Genomic DNA, 26,663 nt, shown 5'->3' with positions numbered 1-26,663 from the left:
TATATTGCTCCGTGAAGGTCTATAAATTTGTCCTTAAAAAGAGACAGTTGAGCCAAATTATCGGTGCATTTCTGAGTTAAACAAATGTATTGATAATTAATCTCATTTCTATTAGTATGTTGTTTCAGAGATTATCGTGTGATTGAACCTTATTGTTAGAGGTCTTTAGCGCCGTCTTATCTTATTGTCATCTCGTCTATTTATCTCACCTTTTCGTAGCATCATTATGGGGAAAACCATGTCATTGAATGCCATTAGCGCTAACCTAACTTCTACTAAGCTTATCTTGCCTGCTGCCGTATTTGGCATGATGTTGGGACTGGCTGGTTGTAGCAATTCATCTACAACAGAAGATAGCGTGGAGGCGGAGACATCAGCGGCGGCTACTGAGCAACCAGCTGCTACTGATAGTGCTACGAGTGAAGGTGGTCAAACGATTACTATTTATTCTTCGCGAAATGAGCAGCTGATTAAGCCATTGCTAGACCGTTATACCGAACAGACAGGTGTGAAGATTGAGCTGGTCACAGATAGTACAGGTCCGCTCATGGCGCGTTTGCAAGCTGAAGGTCAGAACACGCCAGCCGACATGCTGCTCACGGTTGATGCCGGTAACTTATGGCAAGCCGCTCAGCAAGGCTTGTTACAACCAGTATCCTCTACTGTGTTAGAAGAAAATGTCCCTGCCAAATATCGTGATCCAAAAGGTCAGTGGACAGGGCTATCATTGCGTGCTCGTACGATCTTTTATGACCCAAGCAAAGTCAGTGCCGACCAATTATCTACTTATGCAGATTTAGCCGATCCGAAGTGGAAAGGCAAGTTATGCTTACGTACCTCTAAAAAGGTCTATAACCAGTCGCTTGTGGCCAGTATGATGGAGCATTTGGGCGAAGAGAAAACCGAAGAAATCGTCCGTGGTTGGGTCGCTAACTTAGCGACTGACGTGTTCAGCGATGATACCAGTATGCTAGAAGCCATCGCTGCTGGTCAGTGTGAAGTGGGCATTGCCAACAGTTACTACTACGGTCGTCTGCTCGATGAAAAACCTAACTTCCCTGTGAAAATATTTTGGGCAAACCAAGGCACGACTGGTACACACGTAAATATTTCAGGTGCTGGTGTGGTCGCAGGTTCAGACAATCCAGAGGGTACGCTTAAACTGATAGAGTGGTTGTCTTCTGATGAGGCGCAAGGTCTTTATGCCAGCTCAGACAAAGAATTCCCAGTAAAATTAGGGGTTGATGAATCAGAAATGCTCAGATCATGGGGTGAGTTCAAAAAAGACGATATCAATGTGCAAAAGTTTGGTGAGCTACAAACCCAAGCCATTCAGTTGATGGACAAAGCAGGCTATAAATAAGGTATTGACAGTCATACCATTCTCAAAAATGACAATGCCTATCAAGCACGAGTATCAAGCTTGATAGGCTAAATGATAGTGTTTATGTTCAAAGCAGACAGTGTTTTTAACCGTATTTTTGAGTTTGGTATAATGTTATAAGGTCTTTATGCGTATGACACGGTAATAATGATATGATCAAAACGCCAGACGCGTCTGTACGTCAAAACGATACAGTCAATGATAGTGCTAATGTCAACAATATGGATAATCATAATATTGATGGAAAGCAGACTGTCAGCCAAGACCACGCCGTCCGTAAACGTATTATCTCAAAATCAGTCTTAGGACTGATTTCGTCGTTTATGCTTTTGCCAATTTTGATTGTGTTGCTATCTTGGACGCAGCCAATTGCCGATATCTGGACGCACATGGCAGATTATGTGCTGCCGCAAGTGCTTAAAAATACCGCGATTTTATTGCTGATGGTAACGGTCGTGTCTGGCACTATTGGCACCGCGCTTGCTTGGGTAACCAGTATGTACCGCTTCCCTGGACAGCGGTTTTTTTCGTGGGCGCTGATGTTACCACTGGCGATACCTGCTTATGTATTAGCATTTGTCACCATTGGTATTGTTGATTTTAGTGGACCATTACAGACAGGTTTGCGCGACCTAGGCTTTGATGCAGCGATTCCTTCGATCCGTAATGTCTGGGGAGCAGGTTTGGTATTGTCCCTAGCATTTTATCCCTATGTCTATTTGCTGGCACGTCAAGCGTTCTTATCGCAAGGCAGGCGAGCGATTGAAGCGGGACAAATGCTGGGCTTAAGCCGTAGCCGCGTGTTTTTTCGGTTGGCATTACCACAAGCCTTGCCGTGGATTATTGGCGGACTACTGCTTGCCAGTATGGAAACCTTGGCAGACTTTGGTGCCGTATCAGTCTTTAATGTTGATACCTTTACCACGGCTATTTATAAAGCATGGTTTGGTTTCTTTAGTTTGACCACTGCGGCACAATTGGCGGCTTTGCTCATCGGTGTAATCTTTATTGTGGTATTGTTTGAGCAGTATTGGCAAACCAAGCGCGGCAATAACGTGACTCAAGGCAGCAGTCAACGTTTTGATGCCACCACGCCTGCAAAATTGGGTATGACATTACTGTGTACCTTGGTGTTTGCTGGCGCTTTTTTAATCCCATTTTTGCAGCTTATCTACTGGACGGCATTGAATTTTCGCCAAGATTTTGATGCGCGCTATATTGATTTTGTGACCAACAGCCTCATGATTGCTAGCATGACCACTATTTTTATTGCCTTTTTGGCGATTATTATTGCGTGGATTAAGCGGCAGTATCCTGATAAATTGACCAAGCTCATGACTACTTTGGCAAATTTGGGTTATGTGGTGCCGGGTACAGTATTGGCAGTGGGCATATTTATTCCAATTGCTTGGCTAGACAACCAAATGATTGCCTTTGGGATTACTACGCAGCAAGTATTATCAGGCAGTGTGATAGTGATGCTATTGGCATTATCGACGCGTTTTATGACGGTGAGTTTTCAGCCAGTTGATCGACAGCTACAGCGACTAACGGTCAATCAAGAAGCGGCCGCCAAATTACTGAGTGACAGTCCTTATCAGCGCTGGCGTCAAGTGATGTTGCCCGTTATTAGTCCAGGAATATTGACTGGACTGTTGATGGGGTTTGTTGAAGTCATGAAAGAGATGCCGATTACGTTAATGACGCGTCGCCAAGGCTGGGATACGCTGGCGGTGCGGGTGTTTGAGATGACCAGCGAAGGCATGTGGGGACGAGCTGCGTTGCCAAGTTTATTGATTGTGCTGGTTGGTCTGCTGCCTGTTTGGATATTATTGCGTCAAAGCGATAAGCAAGGTTAAGGTGTTTTTAGAGTGAATCTGCATTATCCGATAGCGCTCCATTTTATGATTGTTTTCACTGTTTTATCTATGGGTTTTATTTACTAATAGCTAACTGGTACCGTCTATGTACACTGATTCAATGAAAGCCTCAGCAGACTCTAAATCAATCAATGCCAAGTCAATAAAGGCCAAGGCAAGGCTGGAGCATATAAAAAAATTACCAGTTGCTCAAGTTAAGACGCCGCCCGCCCAGCCTAGTAAGTCTTTAGAAAAAATCAGTGCTTTTAGCCAAGATGTTGAGACAAACACGGCTACTAGTCCTTATTTTAGTGTGCAAGATTTAATCGTCGGTTATGACGATACGATTATCGTCAATGGTTTGTCTTTGGAATTGAAGCAAGGCGAGATTGGTTGCTTTTTAGGTTATAGCGGCTGTGGCAAGACCACGGCACTAAGAGCGATTGCAGGGTTGGAACAAAGCCGTGATGGCACGGTTCTCTTAAACAATCAATGTCTTACTGATAAAACTGACCGCAACTCATTTGCCGTCGCACCCGCCAAACGCGGTATGGGTATGGTGTTTCAGGACTATGCGTTGTTTGGGCATTTGAGCGTGGCAAAAAACATCGCTTTTGGTCTGAATAAATGGTCGGCTGCTGACAAAAAAGCCCGTGTCGCTGAGATGCTAGAGCTGGTTGAATTGTCTGAGCATGCTGAAAAACGTCCAAATGAGCTGTCAGGTGGCCAACAGCAGCGGGTGGCATTAGCCCGTGCATTAGCGCCTAAGCCAAAATTATTACTACTCGATGAGCCGTTTTCTAATCTAGATGTGGTGCTACGTGAATCATTGGCAATGAATGTTCGTGATATTCTTAAACGCACCAATACCACGGCAATACTGGTCACTCATGATCAAAACGAAGCCTTTGCACTGGCTGATAAAGTGGGGGTGATGCATAAAGGCAAGCTGGTACAGTGGGCAACCCCAAGCGAGCTATATCATGAGCCAATCAGTCCTTTTGTCGCCGAGTTTGTCGGCGAAGGCGCGATGATAGATGGCATCATCAAAGAAGGCCATGTTGAGACGGCATTAGGCGATATCTATCGGCGTATGGAAGTGTATGATGAATCAGGGTACCCACATTATTGCGAGTATGATTATCCTAACGGCACACCGATTAAGGTGTTGGTGCGCCCTGATGATATCATTCATGACGATGAGAGCACACAAACCGCTTTAGTCGTTGGACGCGTATTTCGCGGTGCCAACTATTTATATCGCTTGCAACTTGACGACGGGCAAACGGTACTGTCTTTAGTCGCCAGTCACCATAATCACGAGATTGGATCGCAGATTGGTATTTTACCTATCCTAGAGCATGTCGTGGTATTTGATGAAAAAGACATCAATGCGACGACTTGGTCAGAGTATGATAGATCAGAGAGAGTTGACGAGACAGAATAGTCGCAGCATTTATAAGTGATTAGAGTATTAACCTCGCGACATGCACACAGCATGCTATTGACGCTTGGCTGCCTTGTATCTACTTTATACCTATTTTACACTGCTGCGATTATATTGATTAAAACTCCCTCCAAAAAACAGGTGCTTGCACTTAAGCTTATCGTGTCGCCAATATGTGCAAATAACGTCCCAACCATTTATACGGCTCTAATTGCGAGTAGCGCAGCTCCATGCGTATCACGGCCTCTGGGTCATTATGACCACCACGCTTAAGCGGGGCATAATCATGAAAGACGCGCAGACCACTGGTGCGTATGGTCTGATAATGATGCGCAGTCAACCAAGATTCGACTTCTTCTTTGGCTACAGGGTAATTAGGCGTTAGGCTTTTTTTGTTATCAGCCTTATATTCTGTATTATCGAGTAAGTTGAAATTCCCCATAATCAGATTGCGATAATCAAAGCTTGCTGGGTTATAAAAGCATAAAGATAGCGCACCATTATCCGTTAATTGCTGATCAAAAAAGTCCATCACTGCAGCGGGCTCTGCCAACCATTCAAGCAGCGCATGACACATGATTAAATCAAACTTTTCATGCTTTTCTTTGTCTAACTTTTCTGGCAGCTCCTGATAGGGGCAAACGTACCATGTGATATTCAGGTCTTCGTCTATCTGCGCGGCACGCGCTTTCGCTTTTTCTAGCATATTAGCTGAGATATCATTGATGACCAATGTATGACCTTGAGCTGCAAGCTCTATTGCAATCTGTGCGAGCCCTGCACCCACATCCAAAATACGTAAAGGTCGCCCAAGGCTTTTACTCATTTGCGCGCTATATTCAAAGATATCACGGCGTAGCACCGCCAATCGAATATCGCCTTTTAAGCCACCGTAGACCTTTTTTTCAAAATGATCCGCAATCGCATCGAAGCTACGATCGGCACGTATATCGCCTGATGCGTCGATTGGTTGTGTCAGATCAACCGATTGGTTGTCATGTTCTTTGGTACTTTCACTATGGGTTTGCATAAAGCGCTATCTGTATTAGGGTGGTATTTTGGAACATCGTACAACAAAGACAAAATCTAAGCTAGGCTTGATGCCAATACTAGCTTTACCATAGCGTTAAAGATGCCATTAAATACCTGTTTTCCAGTAGCTTTTCACAATATTTTACGGTATAAGTAGTAAGGTTTAAGAAACAATTATTGAGTAAGTTTTATTGAAAATATTTGATACTCCAATGTATTCAATAAAAAGAGTCTGCCATACTGAAATTTTTTATTGTCAAGGACTCTCAGCAAACGTCTGATCTACCACCGCTAAGGACAGCAACCATGATCGTATCTAAATCTACTACCGCTATAAATGACAAATCACCTAGCAGTACCCATCAATCAGTATCCATTACAACGAGCAAGCCTGTGATGCTGCGCTGCCTATTATCCGTGGCTATTGCTAGTAGCTTGCTGCTGGTCGGTTGTGGCGATGACAATGACAATGACTTTAATACTGTCATAGGCTCTGACTCTGCGACGTCAGTTAAATCAATCAGCTCATTTAACACTGCGCAAATAAATACCCAGTTCGGTCTTGATGGTACGGCAACACCTGATGCCAAATGCGGTATCAAAATCGAAAAAGTCAGCTATCCGACAGTAGGGGCAGCGGGTGAGCGTACCAACGCGACAGCAGCTTTGATGCTACCAAGTGGCGACAGTGCTGACTGTCAAGGCGATCGACCTATCTTGCTGTATGCCCATGGCACAACTACGGACAAAGGCTACGATTTTAGTCAAGTCGCTAATCCTCAAAATCCAGCCGCTGGTGAGTCGACATTAATCGCTGCCAACTTTGCCGCTCAAGGCTACATCGTCGTTGCACCAAACTATGCTGGTTATGATGAGTCTGATCTTGATTACCATCCATACCTTGTGGCTGAGCAACAAGCCACTGACATGGCTGATGCGTTAGACAGTGCCCGTACCATCATTGCAAGACAACAGCGCGCTAATGATCCTGACTATACCAACCTTGATGACTCTGGTAAGTTATTTATCAGTGGTTACTCTCAGGGTGGGCATGTGGCGATGGCAACTGCAAGAATGTTCGAGAAAAATGATGAGCCTGTCACTGCCATTGCACCTTTATCAGGGCCTTATGCACTGGCAGCGTTTGGTGATGCAATATTTTCGGGTAACGTCAATATCGGCGCATCGCGTTTTGCACCGCTACTAGCATCTGGTCTCCAAAATGCGTATGGCAATGTCTATAACAATACTGCTGATATATTCACTGCCAACTATGCAAACACACAATTACCAAGCTTATTGAGCTTTGGTGAATTGGTCGCTGCTAATAAACTGCCTGATAATGCGCTGTTTGAAAAAGATCCTGAAAACAATCCTACGCTTGATCTTCTACCAGCGCCTACCGTTCCCTTTGCCTCTATTGGCTTCGCGGATGATAACTATCTGATCAAAACAGACTTCCGTACCGCTTATGTCGCAGATGCATTACAGAACCCTGATAGCCTAATCGCGATGACAGGAGCATTACCAGCAGCCAATCCACAAAACAACTTACGAAAAGCCTTAAAAGCCAATGATCTACGTGGGTATGTACCAAAAATGCCAACTCTGCTATGTGGTGGCAATCAAGATCCAACGGTTTTTTATGACCTAAATACCAGTTCAACGGCTGCTATTATTCAAGGGAATGTCGCACAAAATCCAGCCCTTACCGTTAACGTGACAGTATTAGATGTTGATGCGACGACAGCTAATGATCGTCCTAATACTCCTAATGTTCAACTTATTGGACAGGCGTCCATGAACCAATGGAATATTAATTCTGTGGTAACAAGTGTTCAAAGTAACTTTGTTCAAAATCTTCAACGCGTAGTAGCTGCAGGAGCACAGCAAGGCATACCTGCAAGCGTTGCTGTATTGGGCAACTATCACGGCGGTCTGGTCAGTACGGCTTGTACGCAAGCCACACGTGAGTTCTTTAATCAGGAATTTAAACCTGCTTAATAGAGGTCATTTTAACCATAAAAAATAGCCTGACTATCGAAAAAACTGTATCCACTGGATGCAGTTTTTTCATGAATATCATTTAATCCTCAATAAGAGAAAAATATGAAATCGATAATATTATCACTAATTGCCTGTGTCTTTATGGTAGCTCCGATCAGTCAAGCACAGGCTAAGAATACACCTTGTTCGGGCAAAATGGGCGGCGTATCTCACTGCTCAAAAGATGGTAAATTTGTTTGTAAAAACGGCAAAATCAGTCAATCAAAACAAGTATGTCGTTAAAGTTGTTTTTACCCTTGTTATTAGAGTGAAAAAAACCGCTAATCAGCTGTTTTGCTTAATTTTAATAACAGCCAGACGCCCCTAAATCAGCAAATTTGTGCTAAAATAGCTTCTTTAATTGAACATTATTTTTAACAAAAACCGTATCACTATTTTCCTATTGTTTTGCACCTTTGACAGTGCTTTTTTAGGGTCACTATTCTGATAGTAGCTGCGCATTGATGCAGCTATATTTTTGTATAACCCATGAGTATCTTGAACAAACGTGTCAACATTAGAAAAACAATGTGAGTGAAGGAGTGTATATGAGCGAATCGGTCAGTCCTATTGGCATCGTAGAGGAACTAAAGCAATCCTATCTGGATTATGCGATGAGCGTGATTGTCTCGCGTGCGCTGCCTGATGTGCGTGATGGGTTCAAACCTGTACACCGCCGTGTGATGTACGCCATGCACGTGCTATCTAACGACTATAATAAGCCATATAAGAAGTCTGCACGTGTCGTCGGCGATGTCATTGGTAAATATCACCCACATGGCGATAGTGCGGTCTATGATGCCATTGTGCGGATGGCGCAGGATTTTAGTTTGCGTTATCCGATGGTTGACGGTCAAGGTAACTTTGGTTCGATCGATGATGATCCTCCGGCAGCGATGCGTTATACCGAAGTACGTATGACCAAGCTGACGCATCAGATGCTTGCTGATTTAGACAAAGACACCGTTGATTGGGAAGACAACTACGACGGTTCTGAGCGTATGCCTAGCGTCATGCCAGCGCGTGTTCCAAACTTACTAATCAATGGTGCGACTGGTATTGCTGTTGGTATGGCGACTAATATGGCGCCGCACAACCTGACAGAAGTGATTAATGCTTGTTTGGCTTATGCCGAAAACCCACAAGTATCAGCTGAAGAGTTGATGTCACACATCTCAGGTCCTGACTTTCCTACAGGCGGTATCATTTATGGTCGCGCTGGTATTTTAGATGCTTATCGCACGGGTAAAGGTCGTTTGCACATACGTGGTCGCTATCATATTGAAGCCATGAGTGATACGGGTGTCAACCGTGATCGTGAGCGTATTGTCTTTACCGAAGTACCTTATCAATCTAATAAAGCCAAAATGATTGAGCGTATCGCAGAACTCGTACGTGATAAAAAGATTGAAGGTATTAGCGAGATTCGTGACGAGTCTGACAAAGATGGTATGCGTATCGCCATTGATTTGCGTCGTGGTGAGACAGCTGAAGTTATCGTTAATAACTTGTTCTTGCAAACGCCGCTCGAATCAAGCTTTAGCATCAATATGGTGGCGCTCGATAATGGTCAGCCAAAATTATTAACTTTGCGTCAGCTGATTGCCGCCTTTGTACGTCATCGCCAAGAAGTGGTGACACGCCGTACGATTTATGAGTTAAACAAAGCGCGCGTCCGTGGTCATTTGCTCGAAGGTTTGACCGTTGCATTGGCAAACATCGACGAGATTATTGCAACAATTAAAGCCTCTGCAAACCGCGGTTTGGCACGTGAAAGCTTATTAAATAATACGTGGGGTTCAGGTAGCGTGGTGGCGATGCTTACTGCTGCTGGTAGTCAATCTGTGCGTCCTGACTATATCGAAGGCGAAGATCCTAAAGCACCATTTGGCTTGATTGAGGGCGAAGAACGTTATCGCTTATCACTTGAGCAGGTCAACGCGATTTTAGATATGCAGTTGCATCGTCTAACGGGTCTTGAGCAAGACAAATTGACCGAAGAATATCAGGATTTGCTACGTGAAATCGCTCATTTAGAGTCTATTCTTGGTGATTTTGATAAGCTAATGACCATTATCTCCAATGAGATGATTGAGATTCGTGATAACTTTGGTGATGAGCGCCGTACAGATATTATTGACTCACGTACTGACTTTAACCGTGAAGATTTGATTCCTGAACAGACGGTTGTCATGACGGTCTCGCGTACTGGTTATGCAAAAACTCAGCCGATTGACGATTATGTCGCGCAAAAACGTGGCGGTAAAGGTAAGTCTGCAACCGCAATGAAAGAAGATGATGTGATTGATCATTTGGTTGTGACTTCAACGCACGCTACCGTATTGTGCTTCACGGATAGCGGTCGTGTCTTTAGCTTACGTGGTTTTGAAGTGCCGATTGCCAGTCGAGGTGCTCGCGGTCGTCCATTAGTGAATTTAATTGGCTTAAATCCTGATGAAACCGTCACTACGATACTACCGATTCCAAAAATAGTGGAAGAGCTATCGGTAAAAGGTGACGCATTAACAGATGATCTAATAGATGGGGATGATGATTCATTAGACGTTAGCACGCAAGCAGAGCCACCTTTTGTGTTCTTTGCAACCGCCAATGGTACGGTGAAGCGGGTAGAGCTTAAGCAGTTTGCCAATATTCGCTCGAACGGCTTGATTGCGGTTGGACTAGAAGAGGGCGATAAGCTGGTCAGTGCTCGTATCACTAATGGTAGCCAAGAAGTGATGTTGTTTGCATCCAGTGGTAAAGCCATTCGTTTTGATGAAAATGATGCTCGTGTGATGGGTCGTACGGCTAAAGGTGTCCGTGGTATGCGTTTGGCGGCTAATGAGTCGATAAAATCATTGGTTGTGATCGAAGATGATGTACGCGAAATCCTTATTGCTTGTGAAAACGGCTTTGGTAAACGTACCTTTATCGATGAGTTCAATACCCAAAATCGTGGCGGCGGCGGTGTAATTGCTATCAAAACCAGTGAGCGTAATGGTGCGCTAGTAAGAGCCACTAAGGTTGACTCTACAGACGATATTATTTTAATCTCTGACAAAGGTACGTTGGTTCGTACGCCCGTTGAGCATGTCGCTAGCTCTGGTCGTAATACGCAAGGTGTGACGCTGATTCGTCTATCAAAAGACGAGAAGCTGGTCGCTATGGCGCGTGTTGAGCATGAAGAAGGTGACGATGAGCTGGTTGATGCCATGAGAGAAGATGGTACATTTGATGTGGCAGGTCAAGAGCAGATAGATATCGATGCAGCGACTGGCAACACAGCAACGAATGACGTTATGAATATTGCTACTGACAATGAATTAGATGTTGACAGTACAGACGGTGAAAACGCAGACGACGAATAAATGTCTCAGTAGTTAGCTTTTTGATCTAGTCTTATATGATTGTTCTATAAAAAGCCTCTGACGTTATCGTCGGAGGCTTTTATTTTTTTCTGTATGTCATCTATTGTTAGAGTCTGCCTTTAGGGCGTGTCATCAATTAGCACATTAGTACGTTTAGTGGTCTTAAAATGGCTAAATTTTGCTAAACATCGTCAGCAATTTTGTCAATATGTTCATATTAACGGCAATTGCTTCCTTGTTTATCTACAATTTTTCTCATTTTAAGCCTCACAATCTAATTGATGACACGCCCTAAGTTTCTGCTGCTCTAATTTTTTATAAATAATGCCCATAAAGTTCTATTTTTTAAGGCTGTTGTTATGCTCTCGACCAATCAAACTTTTCAAGGAACCCTTGCTTCGATATCATCGAGCTTTTTATTTTCGATGATGTTCGTGTTTGGGCTATTTATGCTGCCTTTGACAGGTACGCAGGTAGCCTCATGGCGCGTGCTCATGATGCTGCTAAGTTTGCTATTGTTGGTCAGTTTTACCAAGCAATGGCAACATGTTTTTGATTATTTGAAAACCTTAGAAACTCCGAAAGAGTGGCTGATATTTATTTTGCCCACACCGATTTTGGGTGGTCAAATTTGGCTATTTATGTGGGCACCAGTCAATGGCTTTGGTCTGGATGTCACCTTGGGCTATTTTTTGTTACCGCTGGTGATGATAGTGCTGGGTCGTTTCTTTTATCACGAGCATATGAGTGCGTTGCAGTGGGTGGCCGCGCTATGTGCAACCTTAGGTATTGGCTATGATATCTTTCAATATGGCTCAGTATCTTGGGTAACGTTGTTTGTGTGCTTGGGCTATCCACCCTATTATCTGCTGCGTCGTAAACTGGCTGTGCCGCCTATTACAGGGCTGTTGTCTGATTTGGCTCTGTTAACGCCAGTGGTGCTCATTATGTTGTATTTTAGCGGCGGCTTTAGTACGGCAGCACAGGACATCAAGTTCTGGTATTTATTACCACTGCTAGGAGCTTTTAGTGCGCTGGCGATGTCCTTAACCATGATTGCCAGTAGCAAATTACCCGTGTCATTATTTGGGGCGTTAAGCTATGTCGAGCCTATGCTGCTGTTTGTTTTATCCATCACTATTCTAAGTCAAAGCCTCGATGAGGGCGGCTCTTTGTTCATGTATGGTATGGTAAGTTTGGCGTTACTGGTGATGATTGCTGATAGTATAAAAGGTTATCTTAAGCGCCGCCGTGACAATCATTTGCATGGCTATCGAGAGCCACAAGTGGGTGGGTTTCCGCCGCGTCGTCGTTTCATAGATCAGCGTATTGATGGGGTTTTAACCGCGCATCGTTTTCGTAAGATTCGGCGCTATCAAAAAAAGATGGATAGAATACAGCAAAAAATCGAGCAGTTGAGTGCAAAGTAAGATGCTGAATGGGTAGGTGAACGTTTTAGTGAAGCAGGTGTATTGCTTATCTATTCTGACTTTGACATAATACTGACCATAAGATAAACACGATATATTCCAAGTATTTATCTCAATCTTATATGATTATGTTGTAGATAACAGAGTTTATAGATCAAAAAGCCTTCGACGTCCGCGTCGGAGGCTTTTGTTTTTTTCTAAAATTGCCAAGGACGTGCGCTCATTTTTCAAGGTTGTCGTTATGCTCACCACGAATCAAACGTCGCAAGGTACCATCGCTGCAGTGGCAGCAAATTTTTTATATTCATTGCTATTCTTATTTGGTCTATTGATGCAGCCGTTGTCAGGGACGCAAGTCGCTTCTTGGCGCGTACTGATGATGCTATTGAGTCTGGTGCTGCTGATTAGTGTGCTTAAGCAGTGGCAGCATATTTTTGATTATCTAAAAACCCTAAAGACGCCCAAAGAATGGTTTTTATTTATCATACCCACACCAATATTGGGCGCGCAAATCTGGATATTTATGTGGGCACCTGTCAATGATTTGGGGCTTGAGGTGACATTGGGTTACTTTCTATATCCAATGATTATGATTATGGTTGGTCGGTTTTTTTATAACGAAGACATGAGCTTGTTACAATGGATTGCCACCATTTGTGCAGGCGCAGGTATTGCTTATGACGTCTTTCAGTACGGCAGTATTTCTTGGGCGACTTTATTTGTTTGCTTGGGTTATCCGCCTTATTATCTACTGCGTCGTAAATTGGCAGTGCCGCCGATTACAGGGCTTATCTCTGACCTTGTTTTATTGACGCCGGTGGTGTTGATTGCTTTATATCTCAATGGCGGATTTGCGCTGGCGATATCTACCGATAAGTTTTGGTATCTGTTGCCACTATTAGGCATTATCAGTACGGCTGCGATGTCATTGACCATGGTTGCCAGTCAAAAGCTGCCCGTCTCATTATTTGGCACCTTATGCTACCTTGAGCCGATATTTTTATTCATATTTTCCATCACGATTTTGCATCAAAGTATCGATGAGGGCGGCTCTTTATTTATGTACGGCATGATTTTTGTCGCGCTGTTGATGATGATTGTGGATAGTGCGCTTGGTTACTTGGCACGTAAGCGTGATGACCGTTTGCATGGTTATAATGAGCCACAAGTGGGTAGCTTCCCGCCACGTCGCCGTCTGAAAAACCGTCGTATTAAAGGTGTGTTAACCGCGCATCGTTTCCGAAAAATTAGAAAGTATCAGCAAAAAATCCATAAGATGACACGCAAAATTGAAGAGCTGCATTCAAAGTAGCGCCTGCCAGCAAGTCGATATAGACTTGACTTAGCGGGCAATGTTTTTCGTCATTACTCTACACAGTTTCTGTGTTAAAGAGGCATTAATTACGCTATTATCGATAGCAGTGCTGCCACGCTTAACAACGTTTATTAATGGAATGCGTGTGCACCAACTATACATATTATGACTTATTCATACGATAACTTATTCACATTATAACTAGGATGGTTTATGTTACACCTTCATCATTTAGCAAATTCGCGCTCATTTCGTATTATTTGGCTGTTAGAGGAGCTTGGCGTCGATTATCAACTGACTTGCTATGAGCGCAATAAAGCATACCGTGCGCCTGACAGTTTAAAAAAAATACATCCGCTCGGTCATGCACCCATGTTAGAAGTAAATGACCGTGTGCTCATCGAATCAGGGTTTATAATCGAATACTTGTTGAAGCATTATGATATTGAGAAACAGTTCAAGCCTGCGGATGATAATGAAGCGGCGTGGGAGGCTTACACGTTTTGGTTGCATTTCGCTGAAGCATCAGTGATGCCGCCATTGGTCATGCGTTTGGTATTTACCAAAGTGGTTGGGCAGTCGCCCATGCTCATCAAGCCTGTGAGTAAAAGCATTCGAAATCAAGTCGAAAAAAATATGATAAGCAAAAGTCTGGATGCTATATTGGCGATGATGGAGCAGCATTTGCAAGACAATCATTGGTTTGCAGGGGCTGAATTTAGTGCCGCTGATATCCAAATGCATCTTGCGGTTGTAGGTGCTAATGCTGGTACAGGATTAGATAGCAGTAAATATGCCAATATCTTAATTTGGCTAAAACGCTGTGAAGAGCGTGATGCCTTTAAGCGTGCAGAAGAAAAGGGTGGTCGTTTGCAGTTCTAAAAGCGGCGCATTTAATCGTTCATAAATGACTGATTTAATATTAAAACGAAGGGTTTTGTTTATTCATAGACAAAACCTTTTTTAGGATAAGAAATGACAGACTTAAATAAATTGCATAACAAGCATACTGATGTCGATACTGACATTGCTGCTAAGCCCGCGCTTGATACTACTGCTGACAACGTGAACCATCAGCAGGTATCTATTAAAGCATGGTCACAAAAATTGCTCGTGGTTATATTGTGTGTGGCCAGCTTTTATGGCGGCTGGAAATCTTATGAGTCCAATATGGTCAGTGAATGTACCGCCCATGGTGGGCAGATGGTTGAAGCGCAAAAAACCATGATGTGCCAATTGTCATAGCAGATAAGTATCATGTGTAAGAGGGGCAATCTATGTTGAAGCTGACTTTTTTGGGTACCTCTGCTGGTGTGCCAACCAAACAGCGCAATGTGACCGCACTGGCGATTGAATGTCTTAATCCTTATTTATCTGGCGCACAGCAAGGCAATCAATCACAGAATGCCAATCAAAATAAAAAATCGCGTCCATGGCTACTGATAGATTGCGGTGAAGGCACGCAGCAGCAACTGTTACATACCAAACTGTCTTTACATCAACTAGCCGCTATCTGTATCACCCATGTGCATGGCGATCATTGCTACGGGTTACCAGGGTTGTTGGCGAGTGCCGCCATGTCAGGACGCCGCGAGGCGTTGACCCTCATTGCCCCAAAAGCCATCGCAACATTGCTTGAAGCCATTACCTTAACCACGGAATTATATTTACCCTTTGCTCTCAATTTTGTAGCGATTGAAGAGGTGTTATCTGAGCAAGGTGATATAAACAAGGTGAATATCCGATTAAGTAACCAGCAGCAGCTTGATATTGATATCACGCTGCTATCACATCGGGTTGCTTCTCATGCATTTGGTATCACGCAGACCATCCATCATCGCACGCTTGATACGGATAAACCACTGGCGCAAGGTATTCCCACTAGCGTATTGTGGGGTAAATTGCAGCAAGGTCACGATGTCATTACTGAAGAGGGTCAGCAGTTATGTGCAGTAGATTATGTCAATGATGAACTATCACGAACGCGAGTAGTGGTGGCTGGTGATAACGATACGCCAGCGTCTCTCACTGCGGCGTTGGTTGATACGGATTTATTGGTGCATGAAGCGACGTATACGCATGAGGTGTTGACTAAGATTCAAGGCAAAAATCCAGAGTTTGATCCAATGCATAGTAGTGCGCAATCGGTGGCGGGTTTTGTAGAAAACAGTGGCGTAAATAATCTAATTTTGACTCACTTCAGCGCTCGTTATCAAAGCTTTGATAATCCTAATAGCAAGACACCAAATATGGCATACATTCGCTTGGATGCTGAGAGCGTTTACAAAGGTAATCTATGGTTAGCCGCAGATTTTGACCAATATATAGTCAATGGTGCAGCTGAATTGGTAGATAAACCTGATAATAACCACGTGCAGTATCTAGGCTCTGCACGCGGTCGTTAAGCACTGAGCGTCATCATAAAAATAACTTTTAATGAAGCTTTACGATGGACTGTCTTCAGCTGCTAATCGTGTCTGTCCTATCCAGTAGCGGCTAAACTGATACGCCACTCGTCCTGAACGTCCACCGCGCTCTGATGCCCAACGTAGCGCTGCTGCTCTGATGTTATCAGGTAACGTCTTATTTTTTTCTTCATTATTACTTTCTTTAACGTCATTAGCATTATCTAGATGGCGGTTTGGCGAAAGTGATAAATAATGGCGCACGATGTGCAAATAAGTATTTTGATCCATTGGATGAAAGGACAACCAAAGCCCAAAGCGATCAGACAGCGATACCGTCTCATCAATGGTTTCATAAGGATTGACCTCATCGGTTTGACCATTATAAATATTGACATTGTCTTTCATTAGCTGAGGCAATAGATGACGGCGATTACTGGTCGCATAAACCAATAACTTGTCTTGCTCTGAGTCTAGCGAGCCGTCCAATACGCTTTTTAATGTCCGATAACTTTCATCTTGACCGTTAAACGCCAAGTCATCACAGTACACCACATAGTGACAACCACACTCGGTCGGCAGTGCATTAATGGCGGCGCGTATCTTATCAAGCACGCGCAGGTCATCACGGGCAATTTCAATAATGCGCAGTCCCTCACTATGATAGGCTTGTAGCAATGCCCGAATCAGCGATGATTTGCCAGCACCACGTGTCCCTGTCATTAAGACATGATTGGCAGGATAGCCCTTTAGAAATTGCCGTGTGTTTTGTACCAGTTTTGCCTTTTGCGTATCGATACCATGCAAATCATCTAAACTTAAAAATAAGTTCACTGCCAATGGCTCCAAATGTCCATTATGACCACCGACCCAGCGATAGGCGAGCTGTGCAGGGTCAATCTCGATAGTGGGCGTGACTTGCTCTTGTAGATACTGTCCGAGTAAATCCAACAAATGGTCGGGTAGGGCGTAATTCGTAACAGGCTTAGTGGATTGGGGCATAATACTCAGTCGCTCATAAAAATTAAAATAACGTTCGGCATACTAGACGTATAAAGGCTTCACTTTACCATGAAAAATAGTGCCAGTAATTCCTCTAATGCAAAAGCGTGTGCAAAACAAGCATTACAAATGCAAGCGCAGCAAATATTGCCAACATTGACTGCGTTATTCTTAAGCTTGAATTATAGCGAGATTTCGCATCAGCGTATCAGCCAGCAAAGTAACAATAATAATAACGAGAATGACTACCAAGGCTTGACGCGTGCCCAGCATCCACAATTTGGTCGAGTGATGATTAAATGGCAGTTAACGGCTGCTACCAATCAAAATTTGGCTGGCTTAACCCATGAAATCGGTGTTCTAAAATCTATCAATAATTTATCAGCCAATCAAAATAGATTTCAAGAAAGTCTTTTTGCTATTGCTCCGCCAATGCTCGCTTATGAAACTCTAAGGGTACAGGTATTAGATCAGTTTTTGCAGCTGACGATACTTACCATGCCATATTATCTCAGTGGTAGCTTAGCAACTCAGCTTAATGTTCGAAATCATTCGTTATTAAATTCTCAACGAAAGCATCATTTTATTGCGCAATCTGCGCACCTTATCGCTACTCTACATAGCGCTGGCTGGTTACATAATGATATTAAGCCCAGTAATATTTTGCTAGATGATTTTTTGCCAAATCATGCGGATAATAGCTGTATCAAGGCTGATTTATTGTTAACCGATTTTGCCTTAGCAGAATTTCTTAACGCCCAAATTTTGGCAAGTCCTGCTGGTACACCTGCGTATCTTGCCCCTGAACGCTGGCAAAGTCAGAGTGCAACAGTGCAAAGTGATATCTATGCGTCTGGCATCATGATGGTTGAAATACTAACAGGCAAGCGACCGTTTCAGATAAGTGCTAACAGTAATGACAAATTAAAAGCATGGGCGGTTCAGCATTGCCAACAGCCTATTCCAACCTTGCCGCTAGAGTATCAGAGCTATCAAGGAATTATTAATAAGGCATTAGCGAAACGAGTAGAGAGGCGGTATAAGAGTATGGAAGAGGTGTTGAAGAGTTTAGAGCAATTACGAATTTACTAAGAGTACAGTTTTATGTGGAAGGAGTTAAATAAAAAACCCACTATTTAGTGAGTTTTTTTATTTTTAATGGTTAGGATATTATGTTTTACTCTACAGCATTATCTGATAAGAAAAGCGACTTCGATAAAGATGAGAAGAAATCTTGATATATTTTAGGATTCTCAATTGGCTTTAGGTTGTACTGAGCGTTAGCTCTAACGATTACAGAATTGCTAGAAGAAGACGGTCTCGCGGTTACAGTCATTCTAACCTTGTTGCCATTATACAATCTCGTCGCTGAAACAGTACCAAGGTCGGTATCAGCCTTATCAATTACAAAGCTCAAATCCTGTAACGTTGATATGACATTTCTAACAACTACAGTTTTATCACTAGTATCAAAAGATCTAGTTTGCATACTACGTAATTCTACTTGATTGTCAGCGCCTAAAATTCTGGCATCATGAGTTGTAGCGCAACCAGTAATCAAAGTTAGACAAGCTGCGAATAAAGCTATTTTTAATGTATTCATATTTTTTGAGCCTCTAAGAATACTGATTTAGATAGTTTGTTAAAGAACTCAGCATATAGCTCTTCTGTTTTCATTGTTTCGGCTTTGGTTACCTGTCCTTGTGTATTCGTCACAATGCGTTGAAAAGTAGCTCTAGCTAAATAACCATTTTTATTGTTTTTAGACGGTAATGTTACGAAACTAACTTTTATCTGTTGCTGGCTATCAATCGACATGTTTCCGCCACCAAGTACCGCTAGTAATACAGCACCCGCTATCTGCGCATTGTTAGTAGCATCTACAGTTTTAGATGCGGTCACAACACCTGATTTTGTCTCTGTTTCATCTATTGAATATCCCATGTCTTGTAACACAGCTACCCCAGCCGAAAGAAGCTCTACCTCGTTGCTTGTTTCAAAAAATCTCGATTGCATTTGTCGATCTTGTAATGAAGTCTCTGCTACTTGAAATAAGTTTTCTGGTGGAGTGGTTGCACAGCCTGTTATTCCTAGGGCACAAGCAACAAATATATATTTCAGTTTTTTCATTTAGCTGGCCTTTAGAATTTTGAGGAATGGTATGCAAAGTCTCTTACCAAGTTTTGCTCATCAAATTTTATTATGATAGTCAGCGTTCTTTGTGATCTAGACGATGCTCCTGAGCTAATCTGGCCACCAGCTAAAACAGCAAATACCCAGCCTGTACTTGATGACTGCACGGTATCTGTTGCTACCTTATCGTAAACCCAAACTTCTCTTCTTTTGTCGTCAGTAGAAACCATATTTGGTGAGCCAAGCGCCTGCAACACATCTGCGCCACTCATTCCAACTTTAATCTGTTTTTGAACAACCCCTACAGAGATGTTTCCATTGTTTTGGACTTGGGCAGCATGCTCAGATGCTGAAACACAACCAATCAATGATAGGGCAGCCAACAAGGCAACTATAGTTTTCATTATCTTTCCTTTTGGACTATCAATAAACTTAACTCTCTTATTTAAGTATGATGTTTATAGAATATCTCATACCTAAGCCTGTCAAGGGTAATGTAAACAAAAAGTTAACTAATGTAAACAATTAGTCGTTAGTATTACTAATTAATTATAAATATTGTTTTATTGTAATTATTAGATGGGTGTGGGTTTTTATTCCAAAATACTAATCTGGTATTAAAGAAAAGCGAAGGAGAACTGAATTAGTTTTGAAGTGAGTGTTTGTTTTCCGACAAAATACAGACACAAAAAAACCTGCTAAAAAGCAGGCTTTGATATTTGGTCTAAGATGTACTATCCGAAAATGGTGGGGCTGGAGAGACTCGAACTCTCACACCTTGCGGCGCCAGAACCTAAATCTGGTGCGTCTACCAATTCCGCCACAGCCCCATTTTTCGTTACTCTATCATTATTAGCGTTTAAACTCAAACATAATATAGACAGTTAACTGATTCGGTAGTGCGTCTCAGTGGTTGGCTATTATATAGAGTTTGAAACGTTTGGCAACCCCTATTTGCAATTATTTTTAAATATTTATCATTTATTTTCACTTATTTTTATAAGTTATTGATATTAATGGTATTCATATTTATAAATTTGCGCCTTTAATAACGATTGTTTTGTCCTTCTGCTGAAGAAATATCTAATTGCTGTAATTTGCGTGTCAGGGTATTGCGCCCCCAACCGAGTAGATTGGCAGCAGCGATCTTTTTGCCACCACTATGGTTGAGCGCAGCTGTCAGTAGAACACGCTCAAACTCAGGGGTTGCCGTCTGCAAGATATCGGTTTCTCCTGTTTGTAGCGATTGCTCAGCCCAAGCAGCCAATGCTTGTTGCCAACTTGAACTGTGGGAATGAGGGCGTATTTGGTCATTGTGAGTCATAGCTTGTGAAGGCTGACTTTGCTCTTGATATTCTTCTAAATTAGACGAGATATTTTCAAGTAGCTCTGGTGGTAAATCATTCACCATCACGGTGTCGCCTGTGGCCATCACGGTCAACCAAAGGCAAACATTCTCAAGTTGGCGAACATTGCCACGCCATTTAAAAGCCTGCATGATATGTAGTGCTGTCGGGTGTAGCTGTTTCTCTGCACTGTTCATCTGTTCAGCAGCGCGCTGCATGAAGTAATTGGCTAATGCTGGAATGTCTTCAGGTCGTGTCCGTAATGGCGGCAATGGCAAGCGAATTACATTGAGGCGATAAAACAGATCTTCACGGAATTTGCCTTGTTTGACCAGTTCTTCTAAGTTTTGATGAGTAGCGGCAATGATGCGTACATTCACTTTGACCGGCTGCTGTCCACCGACGCGAAAAAACTCACCATTGGCCAGTACTCGTAGCAGCCGAGTTTGGGTACTATAAGGCATATCGCCAATTTCATCTAGAAACAATGTCCCACCATCCGCTTGCTCAAAACGCCCTTGTCGCGTCGTCGTCGCACCAGTAAACGCCCCTTTTTCGTGACCAAATAATTCAGATTCAATCAAATCATGTGGTATGGCGGCCATGTTGAGGGCAATAAAAGGTTGATGGTGACAGGGTGAATGCTGGTGCAACGCACTGGCGACCAATTCTTTACCCGTGCCTGATTCACCAGTAATCAAGACAGTAATGGGTGAGTGTGCCAGTCTGCCAATGGCACGAAACACCGTCTGCATCGCTTGAGATTGTCCAATGATACCGCTTGGATTGTCATTAGCGCTGATGGCAGGTTTAACTTTAATTTTAGGGCTAGATGTTTTATTGGTTTTGCTGACCAGAGTAGCCTTGCTAGCAAGCTTGGGTCTGGTATCGGTATCGGGTTTTACCTGTATATTGGATAAAGTGTTTGATGAATTTTTGGTAATTGTCTTCGGAGCAGGTTCAGCTGTAGATTTTGCTGCCGCCGCTGCCAGCATATTGGGCTGATAATTAATGGCTTTATAAATCGTGACGACTGCATCATCTAAATCAAAAGGTTTTGGCAGATATTCAAAAGCACCTGTTTGATAGCTATTAATAGCAGAGGTGAGGTCAGAATGCGCCGTCATAATGACAATAGGCAGCTTAGGGAAATGCTCATGTACCCAATCACTAAAAGACAAACCATCCATCATAGGCATACGAATATCGGTCAATATCACGTCAGGCAACTGAGCGGCTGATTCCTGCTGTTGCAAAATATCGTTGAGGCGTGTCCATGCCGCTTGTGCTTGAGTAAAGCGGATAACCGTCAATCCGGCATCTTCAAAAGTATCTGCCAATACCAAACGCAGGGCTGCATCGTCATCGATCAGCCATAACGTTGCAGGATTAGCATCAGGTGCATTATTGACCGTTACTTTCGTAGCTTGGTTATCAGGTTCTCGTTTATCAGACTCTCGGTTACTAGACTCTTGATTGTCTGATGTTTGGGCAGAGCCTTGATTGTCGCTGTTAGATGTGGCGTTGTCATTATATGCAGTCATTTATCAGGCCTAATAAGCAAGTAATTCAGGGTGATTGTTTCATAAGTTAGGTCATGGTTTCTAAGCCTTGGGTGCTGGCTGTTTTAAGCATGGTGCGCTGGCTGATTGAAAGGCAAGTACAGCGTAAAACTGGTGTGTTGATGGTTATGGTCATTTTTAAGGCTGTCGTTAAGGTTTTTTGATTGTTGGGAGCTCACGTCAATCATACCATGGTGATGACTGATGATATCTTGCACGATAGACAATCCTAGCCCCGTCCCTGCGGCACGGCTGGTCACCATTGGGAAAAATATCTGTCCGATCAATGCCGGATCAATGCCTGAACCGTTATCGGCAATATTGATTTGTAGCACTTGCTTATGCTGTTGCCCAGCAATGGTATGTTGAAAGGCAATGCGGGTTTGAATGTGTAGCGTTGGCTTATAACTGGCGCTGTCGTTATTGCTCGTTTGTGAGGTGACAGGTTGTTGCGCCTTAGGCTCGGACAACTCTCTTTGCTGCAGCGTTTGCTCAAACTCAGTCATCGATTCACAGGCATTATTAATCAGATTTAAAAACACCTGTATTAGCTGATCTTTATCAGCGCATAACTCAGGCAATGACAAATCATAATCGCGCTGTAGCGTCACTTGCGGATATTGATTGACGACCAAAGATAAAACATGCTCCAGTGGCTCATGGATATTTAGCGTTTGCCAATTTGGTAATTGATTGGAGCCAAGAAACTTGCCAATAAGATGGGTTAGACGATCCGTCTCTGAGATGATGATATCAGTATAATTACGCAGTTTTTCAGCCGTTTTTTGCAGATGGCTATTCGGGTTTACCATAGGGTTTGTGCCAAGAATAGCAGGAGGAGCACTATTAATAGGCGAGGCGTCACTGAATTTGATGAATTGCCGCTGTAATAATTGCGCCGCCCCGCGAATACCGGCAAGCGGATTTTTGATTTCATGAGCGACCGAGCGCAGCATATGACGGGCAACATTATATTGTTGCTGCTGGCGTTGTTCCTCTGATATGCGACTTTGGCGATCCTTGCCCCACATCTCAATAATAAAATAAGGTTGCTGCTCATAAATGACAGGGGTCACGCTATAATCAACTGAGAATGATAAATTACCATTTAGCGGTGTGCTGATAAGGTGATCATGATCGATAAAGGGTTGTTGATACTGCTTTGCTTGCTGAAATCGTTCTTTTAAAGAGCAAGTTTGTTCATGGATATCTTCACCACTACTTTTATCGACAGTTATATGGTTATCACTGTCATGATTGCTATCGGCTGATTTCAATGCTTTGGATGCAAGCAGTGTCAATATAGACTGACCCAGTAAGCGTCCACTACTAATAGCAAGTAGTTGTTCGGCTTGGGCATTTAGCCAAGTGATCGATAAATCATCATTGATCCATAAAATAGCGGTGAACAAATGCTGTGACATGAATGCTAAGTCAGGTGTCGGTTTTACGGTTGTCAAATGGGTTGTCATGGCTATTGCCTAGAATAAAAGAAGACGCGATATAATATTTAACCATAAATCAACACTATAGAGCGGCAAAACTGGCGATTTTTGCAAAAAAAACGTACAATGCGCACAGCCAATTTATCTCTAGCAAGGTCAGCCATGCCCAACACTTCTACCGAGTCGGTTAATACGACTGTTACTACCTCACCGTCAACTTCTACGCCAACAGATTCTATGTTAAAAGACACTGTCACCGTTTTTAATCCTGCCAAACCAAATATAGCACAAGACAATCAGGCAGATGTTAGTCAAGCAAATACTAACCAACCTTACCATCATAGAGCCAATCACAATCAAAACCGTAGCATTGAGCAAAGTAGTGATGTAACGACTGCCAATGCGACTGCTACGATGCCAGTTAGTGCAGCGCCAAAGATTGGATTTGTGTCGCTTGGTTGTCCAAAAGCCTTGGTCGATAGTGAGCGCATTATCACTGAGCTTAGCCGTGATGGTTATCAAGTGGCGAGTGATTACGAAGGTGCAGATCTAGTTGTCGTGAATACTTGCGGTTTTATTGAGTCAGCAGTACAAGAGTCGCTTGATGCCATCGGCGAAGCGATTAGCAAAAACGGTAAAGTCATCGTCACAGGTTGCTTGGGTAAAGAAGCAGATAAAATCCGTGAAATGCATCCTGCTGTATTGGCAGTAACTGGCGCTCATGCTTATGATGAGGTCATTAGAGCTGTTTCGCTGCATGTGCCCAAGCCTGACCGCAGTCAGGACGCTGGTTATGATCCAAAGATAGATTTGATTAATGAGGCGGGTATCAAATTGACCCCAAGCCATTATGCTTATCTAAAAATATCAGAAGGTTGCAACCATCGTTGTACTTTCTGCATCATTCCAAGCTTACGTGGAGACTTGGTTTCACGTCCGATTGATAGCGTGATGAATGAAGCGCTGGCGCTGAAAAATGCTGGCGTGAAAGAATTGCTTATTATTTCGCAAGATACCTCTGCTTATGGACTGGATTTGAAATATAAGACCAGTTTTTGGAATGGTATGCCGCTGAAGTCGAAGTTTTATGACTTGTGCCAAGCCTTAAATGACTTGGGCATTTGGGTGCGCTTGCATTATGTCTATCCATATCCGCATGTCGATAAAGTGGTTGAGTTAATGGGCGAGAAAAAGCTACTGCCTTATCTCGATATTCCGTTCCAACATGCCAGCCATCGCATCCTAAAAGCGATGAAACGCCCAGCGCATAGCGAAAACACCTTGGCGCGTATCCATGCATGGCGTGAGATTTGCCCTGATATCGTCATTCGCTCAACCTTCGTTGTTGGCTTCCCTGGCGAGACAGAAGAAGATTTTCAATGCTTGCTTGATTGGTTAGTAGAAGCTCGCCTTGATCGTGTTGGCGCGTTTACCTATTCAGAAGTCGAAGGCGCAGTGGCTAATGACCTGCCAAATCATGTGCCAGAAGAGATTAAGCAAGAACGCTATGAGCGTTTGATGACGCTGCAACAAGACATCTCAGCGCAAAAGCTACAAGAGAAAGTCGGTAAAACCTTGATGGTATTGGTCGACGAAATTGATAGTGAAGAGGGCATTGCTATTTGTCGTAGCTATGCTGACGCACCAGAGATTGACGGTCATGTCTATGTCGATGACATTACTGCTCAAGTTAAAGTCGGACAATTCCTAACGGTTACGATTGACGACGCTAGCGAGTATGATTTGTTTGCCAGTTACAAAGGCTAAGCAGTCACTGTAGCTGATTAGTCACTACAATATACGAGTGAAAATTGCCCAATCGCGGGCAGTTTTTGCTACAATTAGCGCAATTTAGCCTTTTTACACGTTTGTCATCAGTTACGGTGCTTCCTATATAGTACCTCGGTGATGACACTTCGAGTAAATTCGAAGGCAAACTCTATTTGTGTTTTACCGCTCATTTTAATTATAATTTAATGCTAACAAGGTGACCTCATGTCTGACAAAAACCCGCGTTACTCTCGTATCTTGCTGAAACTCTCTGGTGAAGCCTTAGCTGGTGGCAAAGAGATGGGAATTGATAGCGAAGTGCTCGATAAGATGAGCTTGTCTATCGCCCATTTGCGTGGTCTTGGTGTTCAAGTCGGTATCGTGGTCGGCGGCGGTAACTTATATCGCGGCGCGCAGTTGCAACAAGAAGGCTTAGTCGGCCGTGTGACTGGTGATCAAATGGGTATGTTAGCAACCGTTATGAATGGTCTGGCGATGCGTGATGCGCTTGAGCGCCGCAATATTAAAACTCGCCTGATGTCAGCCTTGCCAATTGGTGAAGTGACCGAAAGCTATAGCAGTCGCAATGCCATTCGCTATCTCAAAAATGGCGAAGTATGTATCTTTGTTGCTGGTACGGGCAACCCTTTCTTTACCACTGATACTGCTGCTTGCTTACGTGGTATTGAAATTGAAGCGGGCTTAATTCTAAAAGCCACCAAAGTAGATGGCGTTTATGACAAAGACCCAAGCTTACATGACGATGCAGTTAAATATGATGGTTTAACTTTTGATGAAGTATTAGAGCAAAAACTTGGCGTAATGGATTTAACTGCCATTGCATTATGCCGTGAGCACAACGTGCCGCTACAAGTGTTTGATATGACCAAGCCTAATGCGTTATTAAACGTCATCATGGGCGAAAATGAAGGCACACGCGTTTATCACTGATTTGCCTGAATACTCTAAACGCTCTGAACGCTCTAAATATTAATACGAGAATACCAGTTATTAAACTTAGATTGGTCGTTAATAACTACCAGTCGCTAATAATTAATAGTGAACACCCGTATATTTACTAACAAATGAATGATTTATCGATAGCGATAAATAAGGATA

Annotated in this window: 21 protein-coding genes and 1 tRNA gene; 14 read left to right on the top strand and 8 right to left on the bottom strand. The window is 43.1% G+C overall.

What is annotated here, in order from left to right:
* Positions 1 to 238: 238 nt before the first annotated feature.
* The 3 genes from JMW94_RS06835 (at position 239) to JMW94_RS06825 (ending at position 4,690) form a co-directional block, all read left to right on the top strand.
* Positions 239 to 1,363 (top strand): extracellular solute-binding protein, encoded by a 1,125-nt coding sequence (locus JMW94_RS06835; protein ID WP_201603455.1) that lies wholly within the window; start codon positions 239 to 241, stop codon positions 1,361 to 1,363.
* 173 nt (positions 1,364 to 1,536) lie between these two features.
* Positions 1,537 to 3,243, top strand: coding sequence for an ABC transporter permease (locus JMW94_RS06830; protein ID WP_201503112.1), 1,707 nt, complete (start codon positions 1,537 to 1,539; stop codon positions 3,241 to 3,243).
* A gap of 106 nt (positions 3,244 to 3,349) precedes the next feature.
* Positions 3,350 to 4,690 (top strand): ABC transporter ATP-binding protein, encoded by a 1,341-nt coding sequence (locus JMW94_RS06825; protein ID WP_201603453.1) that lies wholly within the window; start codon positions 3,350 to 3,352, stop codon positions 4,688 to 4,690.
* Between the two features lie 157 nt (positions 4,691 to 4,847).
* Here the strand turns inward: JMW94_RS06825 and JMW94_RS06820 are convergent, their stop codons facing one another.
* Entirely contained in the window at positions 4,848 to 5,720 is an 873-nt protein-coding gene (locus tag JMW94_RS06820; RefSeq protein WP_201603444.1) for a methyltransferase domain-containing protein, read from the bottom strand.
* A 308-nt stretch (positions 5,721 to 6,028) separates the two neighbouring features.
* Here JMW94_RS06820 and JMW94_RS06815 point away from each other — a divergent pair, with 308 nt between their 5' ends.
* From JMW94_RS06815 to JMW94_RS06780, 8 genes are all read left to right on the top strand, one after another.
* Complete coding sequence (locus JMW94_RS06815) at positions 6,029 to 7,726, top strand: alpha/beta hydrolase family protein (RefSeq protein ID WP_201603441.1); 1,698 nt, start codon at positions 6,029 to 6,031, stop codon at positions 7,724 to 7,726.
* Positions 7,727 to 7,831: 105 nt separating this feature from the next.
* The gene (locus JMW94_RS06810; RefSeq protein ID WP_198329812.1) at positions 7,832 to 8,011 is read left to right on the top strand and encodes a hypothetical protein; all 180 of its coding nucleotides are present in this window, start codon (positions 7,832 to 7,834) and stop codon (positions 8,009 to 8,011) included.
* 305 nt (positions 8,012 to 8,316) lie between these two features.
* On the top strand, positions 8,317 to 11,136 hold the full coding sequence (gene gyrA, locus JMW94_RS06805; RefSeq protein WP_201603439.1) for a DNA gyrase subunit A: 2,820 nt from the start codon (positions 8,317 to 8,319) through the stop codon (positions 11,134 to 11,136).
* A gap of 359 nt (positions 11,137 to 11,495) precedes the next feature.
* Complete coding sequence (gene rarD / locus JMW94_RS06800) at positions 11,496 to 12,566, top strand: EamA family transporter RarD (protein ID WP_201603437.1); 1,071 nt, start codon at positions 11,496 to 11,498, stop codon at positions 12,564 to 12,566.
* Positions 12,567 to 12,807: 241 nt separating this feature from the next.
* Entirely contained in the window at positions 12,808 to 13,878 is a 1,071-nt protein-coding gene (rarD, locus tag JMW94_RS06795) for an EamA family transporter RarD (protein WP_055124458.1), read from the top strand.
* A gap of 216 nt (positions 13,879 to 14,094) precedes the next feature.
* Positions 14,095 to 14,763, top strand: a complete 669-nt coding sequence (locus tag JMW94_RS06790; protein WP_201603433.1) for a glutathione S-transferase — start codon at positions 14,095 to 14,097, stop codon at positions 14,761 to 14,763.
* A 93-nt stretch (positions 14,764 to 14,856) separates the two neighbouring features.
* On the top strand, positions 14,857 to 15,126 hold the full coding sequence (locus JMW94_RS06785; protein WP_201603431.1) for a hypothetical protein: 270 nt from the start codon (positions 14,857 to 14,859) through the stop codon (positions 15,124 to 15,126).
* A gap of 32 nt (positions 15,127 to 15,158) precedes the next feature.
* Positions 15,159 to 16,286, top strand: a complete 1,128-nt coding sequence (locus JMW94_RS06780; protein WP_201603429.1) for a ribonuclease Z — start codon at positions 15,159 to 15,161, stop codon at positions 16,284 to 16,286.
* 39 nt (positions 16,287 to 16,325) lie between these two features.
* Here the strand turns inward: JMW94_RS06780 and JMW94_RS06775 are convergent, their stop codons facing one another.
* The gene (locus JMW94_RS06775; protein ID WP_060490676.1) at positions 16,326 to 17,288 is read right to left on the bottom strand and encodes an ATP-binding protein; all 963 of its coding nucleotides are present in this window, start codon (positions 17,286 to 17,288) and stop codon (positions 16,326 to 16,328) included.
* A gap of 69 nt (positions 17,289 to 17,357) precedes the next feature.
* Here JMW94_RS06775 and JMW94_RS06770 point away from each other — a divergent pair, with 69 nt between their 5' ends.
* Positions 17,358 to 18,380, top strand: a complete 1,023-nt coding sequence (locus JMW94_RS06770) for a protein kinase domain-containing protein (protein WP_201603416.1) — start codon at positions 17,358 to 17,360, stop codon at positions 18,378 to 18,380.
* Between the two features lie 85 nt (positions 18,381 to 18,465).
* On the opposite strand, the gene JMW94_RS06765 is transcribed toward JMW94_RS06770, so the two are convergent.
* From JMW94_RS06765 to JMW94_RS06740, 6 genes are all read right to left on the bottom strand, one after another.
* Entirely contained in the window at positions 18,466 to 18,891 is a 426-nt protein-coding gene (locus JMW94_RS06765; protein WP_201603406.1) for a hypothetical protein, read from the bottom strand.
* Positions 18,888 to 19,418, bottom strand: a complete 531-nt coding sequence (locus JMW94_RS06760) for a hypothetical protein (protein WP_060490679.1) — start codon at positions 19,416 to 19,418, stop codon at positions 18,888 to 18,890. The genes JMW94_RS06765 and JMW94_RS06760 overlap by 4 nt, the downstream gene beginning before the upstream one ends.
* Positions 19,419 to 19,429: 11 nt before the next feature.
* Positions 19,430 to 19,825 carry an outer membrane protein assembly factor BamE gene (locus JMW94_RS06755; protein WP_201603403.1) on the bottom strand — a complete coding sequence of 132 codons (396 nt, stop codon included), beginning with the start codon at positions 19,823 to 19,825 and terminating at the stop codon, positions 19,430 to 19,432.
* 341 nt (positions 19,826 to 20,166) lie between these two features.
* Positions 20,167 to 20,251: transfer RNA gene (locus JMW94_RS06750), tRNA-Leu, on the bottom strand.
* 215 nt (positions 20,252 to 20,466) lie between these two features.
* Entirely contained in the window at positions 20,467 to 22,311 is a 1,845-nt protein-coding gene (locus tag JMW94_RS06745; RefSeq protein ID WP_201603400.1) for a sigma 54-interacting transcriptional regulator, read from the bottom strand.
* A gap of 83 nt (positions 22,312 to 22,394) precedes the next feature.
* A complete protein-coding gene (locus JMW94_RS06740; RefSeq protein WP_201603397.1) occupies positions 22,395 to 23,801 on the bottom strand; it encodes a two-component system sensor histidine kinase NtrB in 1,407 nt (468 codons plus the stop codon).
* Positions 23,802 to 23,936: 135 nt separating this feature from the next.
* Here JMW94_RS06740 and rimO point away from each other — a divergent pair, with 135 nt between their 5' ends.
* The gene (rimO, locus tag JMW94_RS06735) at positions 23,937 to 25,541 is read left to right on the top strand and encodes a 30S ribosomal protein S12 methylthiotransferase RimO (RefSeq protein WP_201603394.1); all 1,605 of its coding nucleotides are present in this window, start codon (positions 23,937 to 23,939) and stop codon (positions 25,539 to 25,541) included.
* Positions 25,542 to 25,769: 228 nt separating this feature from the next.
* Positions 25,770 to 26,495 carry a UMP kinase gene (gene pyrH / locus JMW94_RS06730; protein ID WP_045444979.1) on the top strand — a complete coding sequence of 242 codons (726 nt, stop codon included), beginning with the start codon at positions 25,770 to 25,772 and terminating at the stop codon, positions 26,493 to 26,495.
* The last annotated feature ends 168 nt before the right edge of the window (positions 26,496 to 26,663 follow it).

The sequence above is a fragment of the Psychrobacter immobilis genome, assembly GCF_904846185.1.
Taxonomy (GTDB): Bacteria; Pseudomonadota; Gammaproteobacteria; order Pseudomonadales; family Moraxellaceae; genus Psychrobacter; species Psychrobacter immobilis_B.
Note: the sequence above shows the minus strand (reverse complement) of the source record. Positions and strands in the feature narration are given on the sequence as shown.

What these genes read in the sequence shown, in the direction of transcription:
- JMW94_RS06820 (WP_201603444.1), bottom strand. Translation starts at nt 5,720, where the DNA reads ATGCAAACCCATAGTGAAAGTACCAAAGAACATGACAACCAATCGGTT.
- rimO (WP_201603394.1), top strand. Translation starts at nt 23,937, where the DNA reads ATGCCCAACACTTCTACCGAGTCGGTTAATACGACTGTTACTACCTCA.
- JMW94_RS06775 (WP_060490676.1), bottom strand. Translation starts at nt 17,288, where the DNA reads ATGCCCCAATCCACTAAGCCTGTTACGAATTACGCCCTACCCGACCAT.
- JMW94_RS06755 (WP_201603403.1), bottom strand. Translation starts at nt 19,825, where the DNA reads ATGAAAACTATAGTTGCCTTGTTGGCTGCCCTATCATTGATTGGTTGT.
- JMW94_RS06790 (WP_201603433.1), top strand. Translation starts at nt 14,095, where the DNA reads ATGTTACACCTTCATCATTTAGCAAATTCGCGCTCATTTCGTATTATT.
- JMW94_RS06765 (WP_201603406.1), bottom strand. Translation starts at nt 18,891, where the DNA reads ATGAATACATTAAAAATAGCTTTATTCGCAGCTTGTCTAACTTTGATT.
- JMW94_RS06745 (WP_201603400.1), bottom strand. Translation starts at nt 22,311, where the DNA reads ATGACTGCATATAATGACAACGCCACATCTAACAGCGACAATCAAGGC.
- JMW94_RS06830 (WP_201503112.1), top strand. Translation starts at nt 1,537, where the DNA reads ATGATCAAAACGCCAGACGCGTCTGTACGTCAAAACGATACAGTCAAT.
- JMW94_RS06810 (WP_198329812.1), top strand. Translation starts at nt 7,832, where the DNA reads ATGAAATCGATAATATTATCACTAATTGCCTGTGTCTTTATGGTAGCT.
- JMW94_RS06815 (WP_201603441.1), top strand. Translation starts at nt 6,029, where the DNA reads ATGATCGTATCTAAATCTACTACCGCTATAAATGACAAATCACCTAGC.
- pyrH (WP_045444979.1), top strand. Translation starts at nt 25,770, where the DNA reads ATGTCTGACAAAAACCCGCGTTACTCTCGTATCTTGCTGAAACTCTCT.
- JMW94_RS06760 (WP_060490679.1), bottom strand. Translation starts at nt 19,418, where the DNA reads ATGAAAAAACTGAAATATATATTTGTTGCTTGTGCCCTAGGAATAACA.
- JMW94_RS06770 (WP_201603416.1), top strand. Translation starts at nt 17,358, where the DNA reads ATGAAAAATAGTGCCAGTAATTCCTCTAATGCAAAAGCGTGTGCAAAA.
- gyrA (WP_201603439.1), top strand. Translation starts at nt 8,317, where the DNA reads ATGAGCGAATCGGTCAGTCCTATTGGCATCGTAGAGGAACTAAAGCAA.
- rarD (WP_201603437.1), top strand. Translation starts at nt 11,496, where the DNA reads ATGCTCTCGACCAATCAAACTTTTCAAGGAACCCTTGCTTCGATATCA.
- JMW94_RS06825 (WP_201603453.1), top strand. Translation starts at nt 3,350, where the DNA reads ATGTACACTGATTCAATGAAAGCCTCAGCAGACTCTAAATCAATCAAT.
- JMW94_RS06780 (WP_201603429.1), top strand. Translation starts at nt 15,159, where the DNA reads ATGTTGAAGCTGACTTTTTTGGGTACCTCTGCTGGTGTGCCAACCAAA.
- JMW94_RS06785 (WP_201603431.1), top strand. Translation starts at nt 14,857, where the DNA reads ATGACAGACTTAAATAAATTGCATAACAAGCATACTGATGTCGATACT.
- rarD (WP_055124458.1), top strand. Translation starts at nt 12,808, where the DNA reads ATGCTCACCACGAATCAAACGTCGCAAGGTACCATCGCTGCAGTGGCA.
- JMW94_RS06835 (WP_201603455.1), top strand. Translation starts at nt 239, where the DNA reads ATGTCATTGAATGCCATTAGCGCTAACCTAACTTCTACTAAGCTTATC.
- JMW94_RS06740 (WP_201603397.1), bottom strand. Translation starts at nt 23,801, where the DNA reads ATGACAACCCATTTGACAACCGTAAAACCGACACCTGACTTAGCATTC.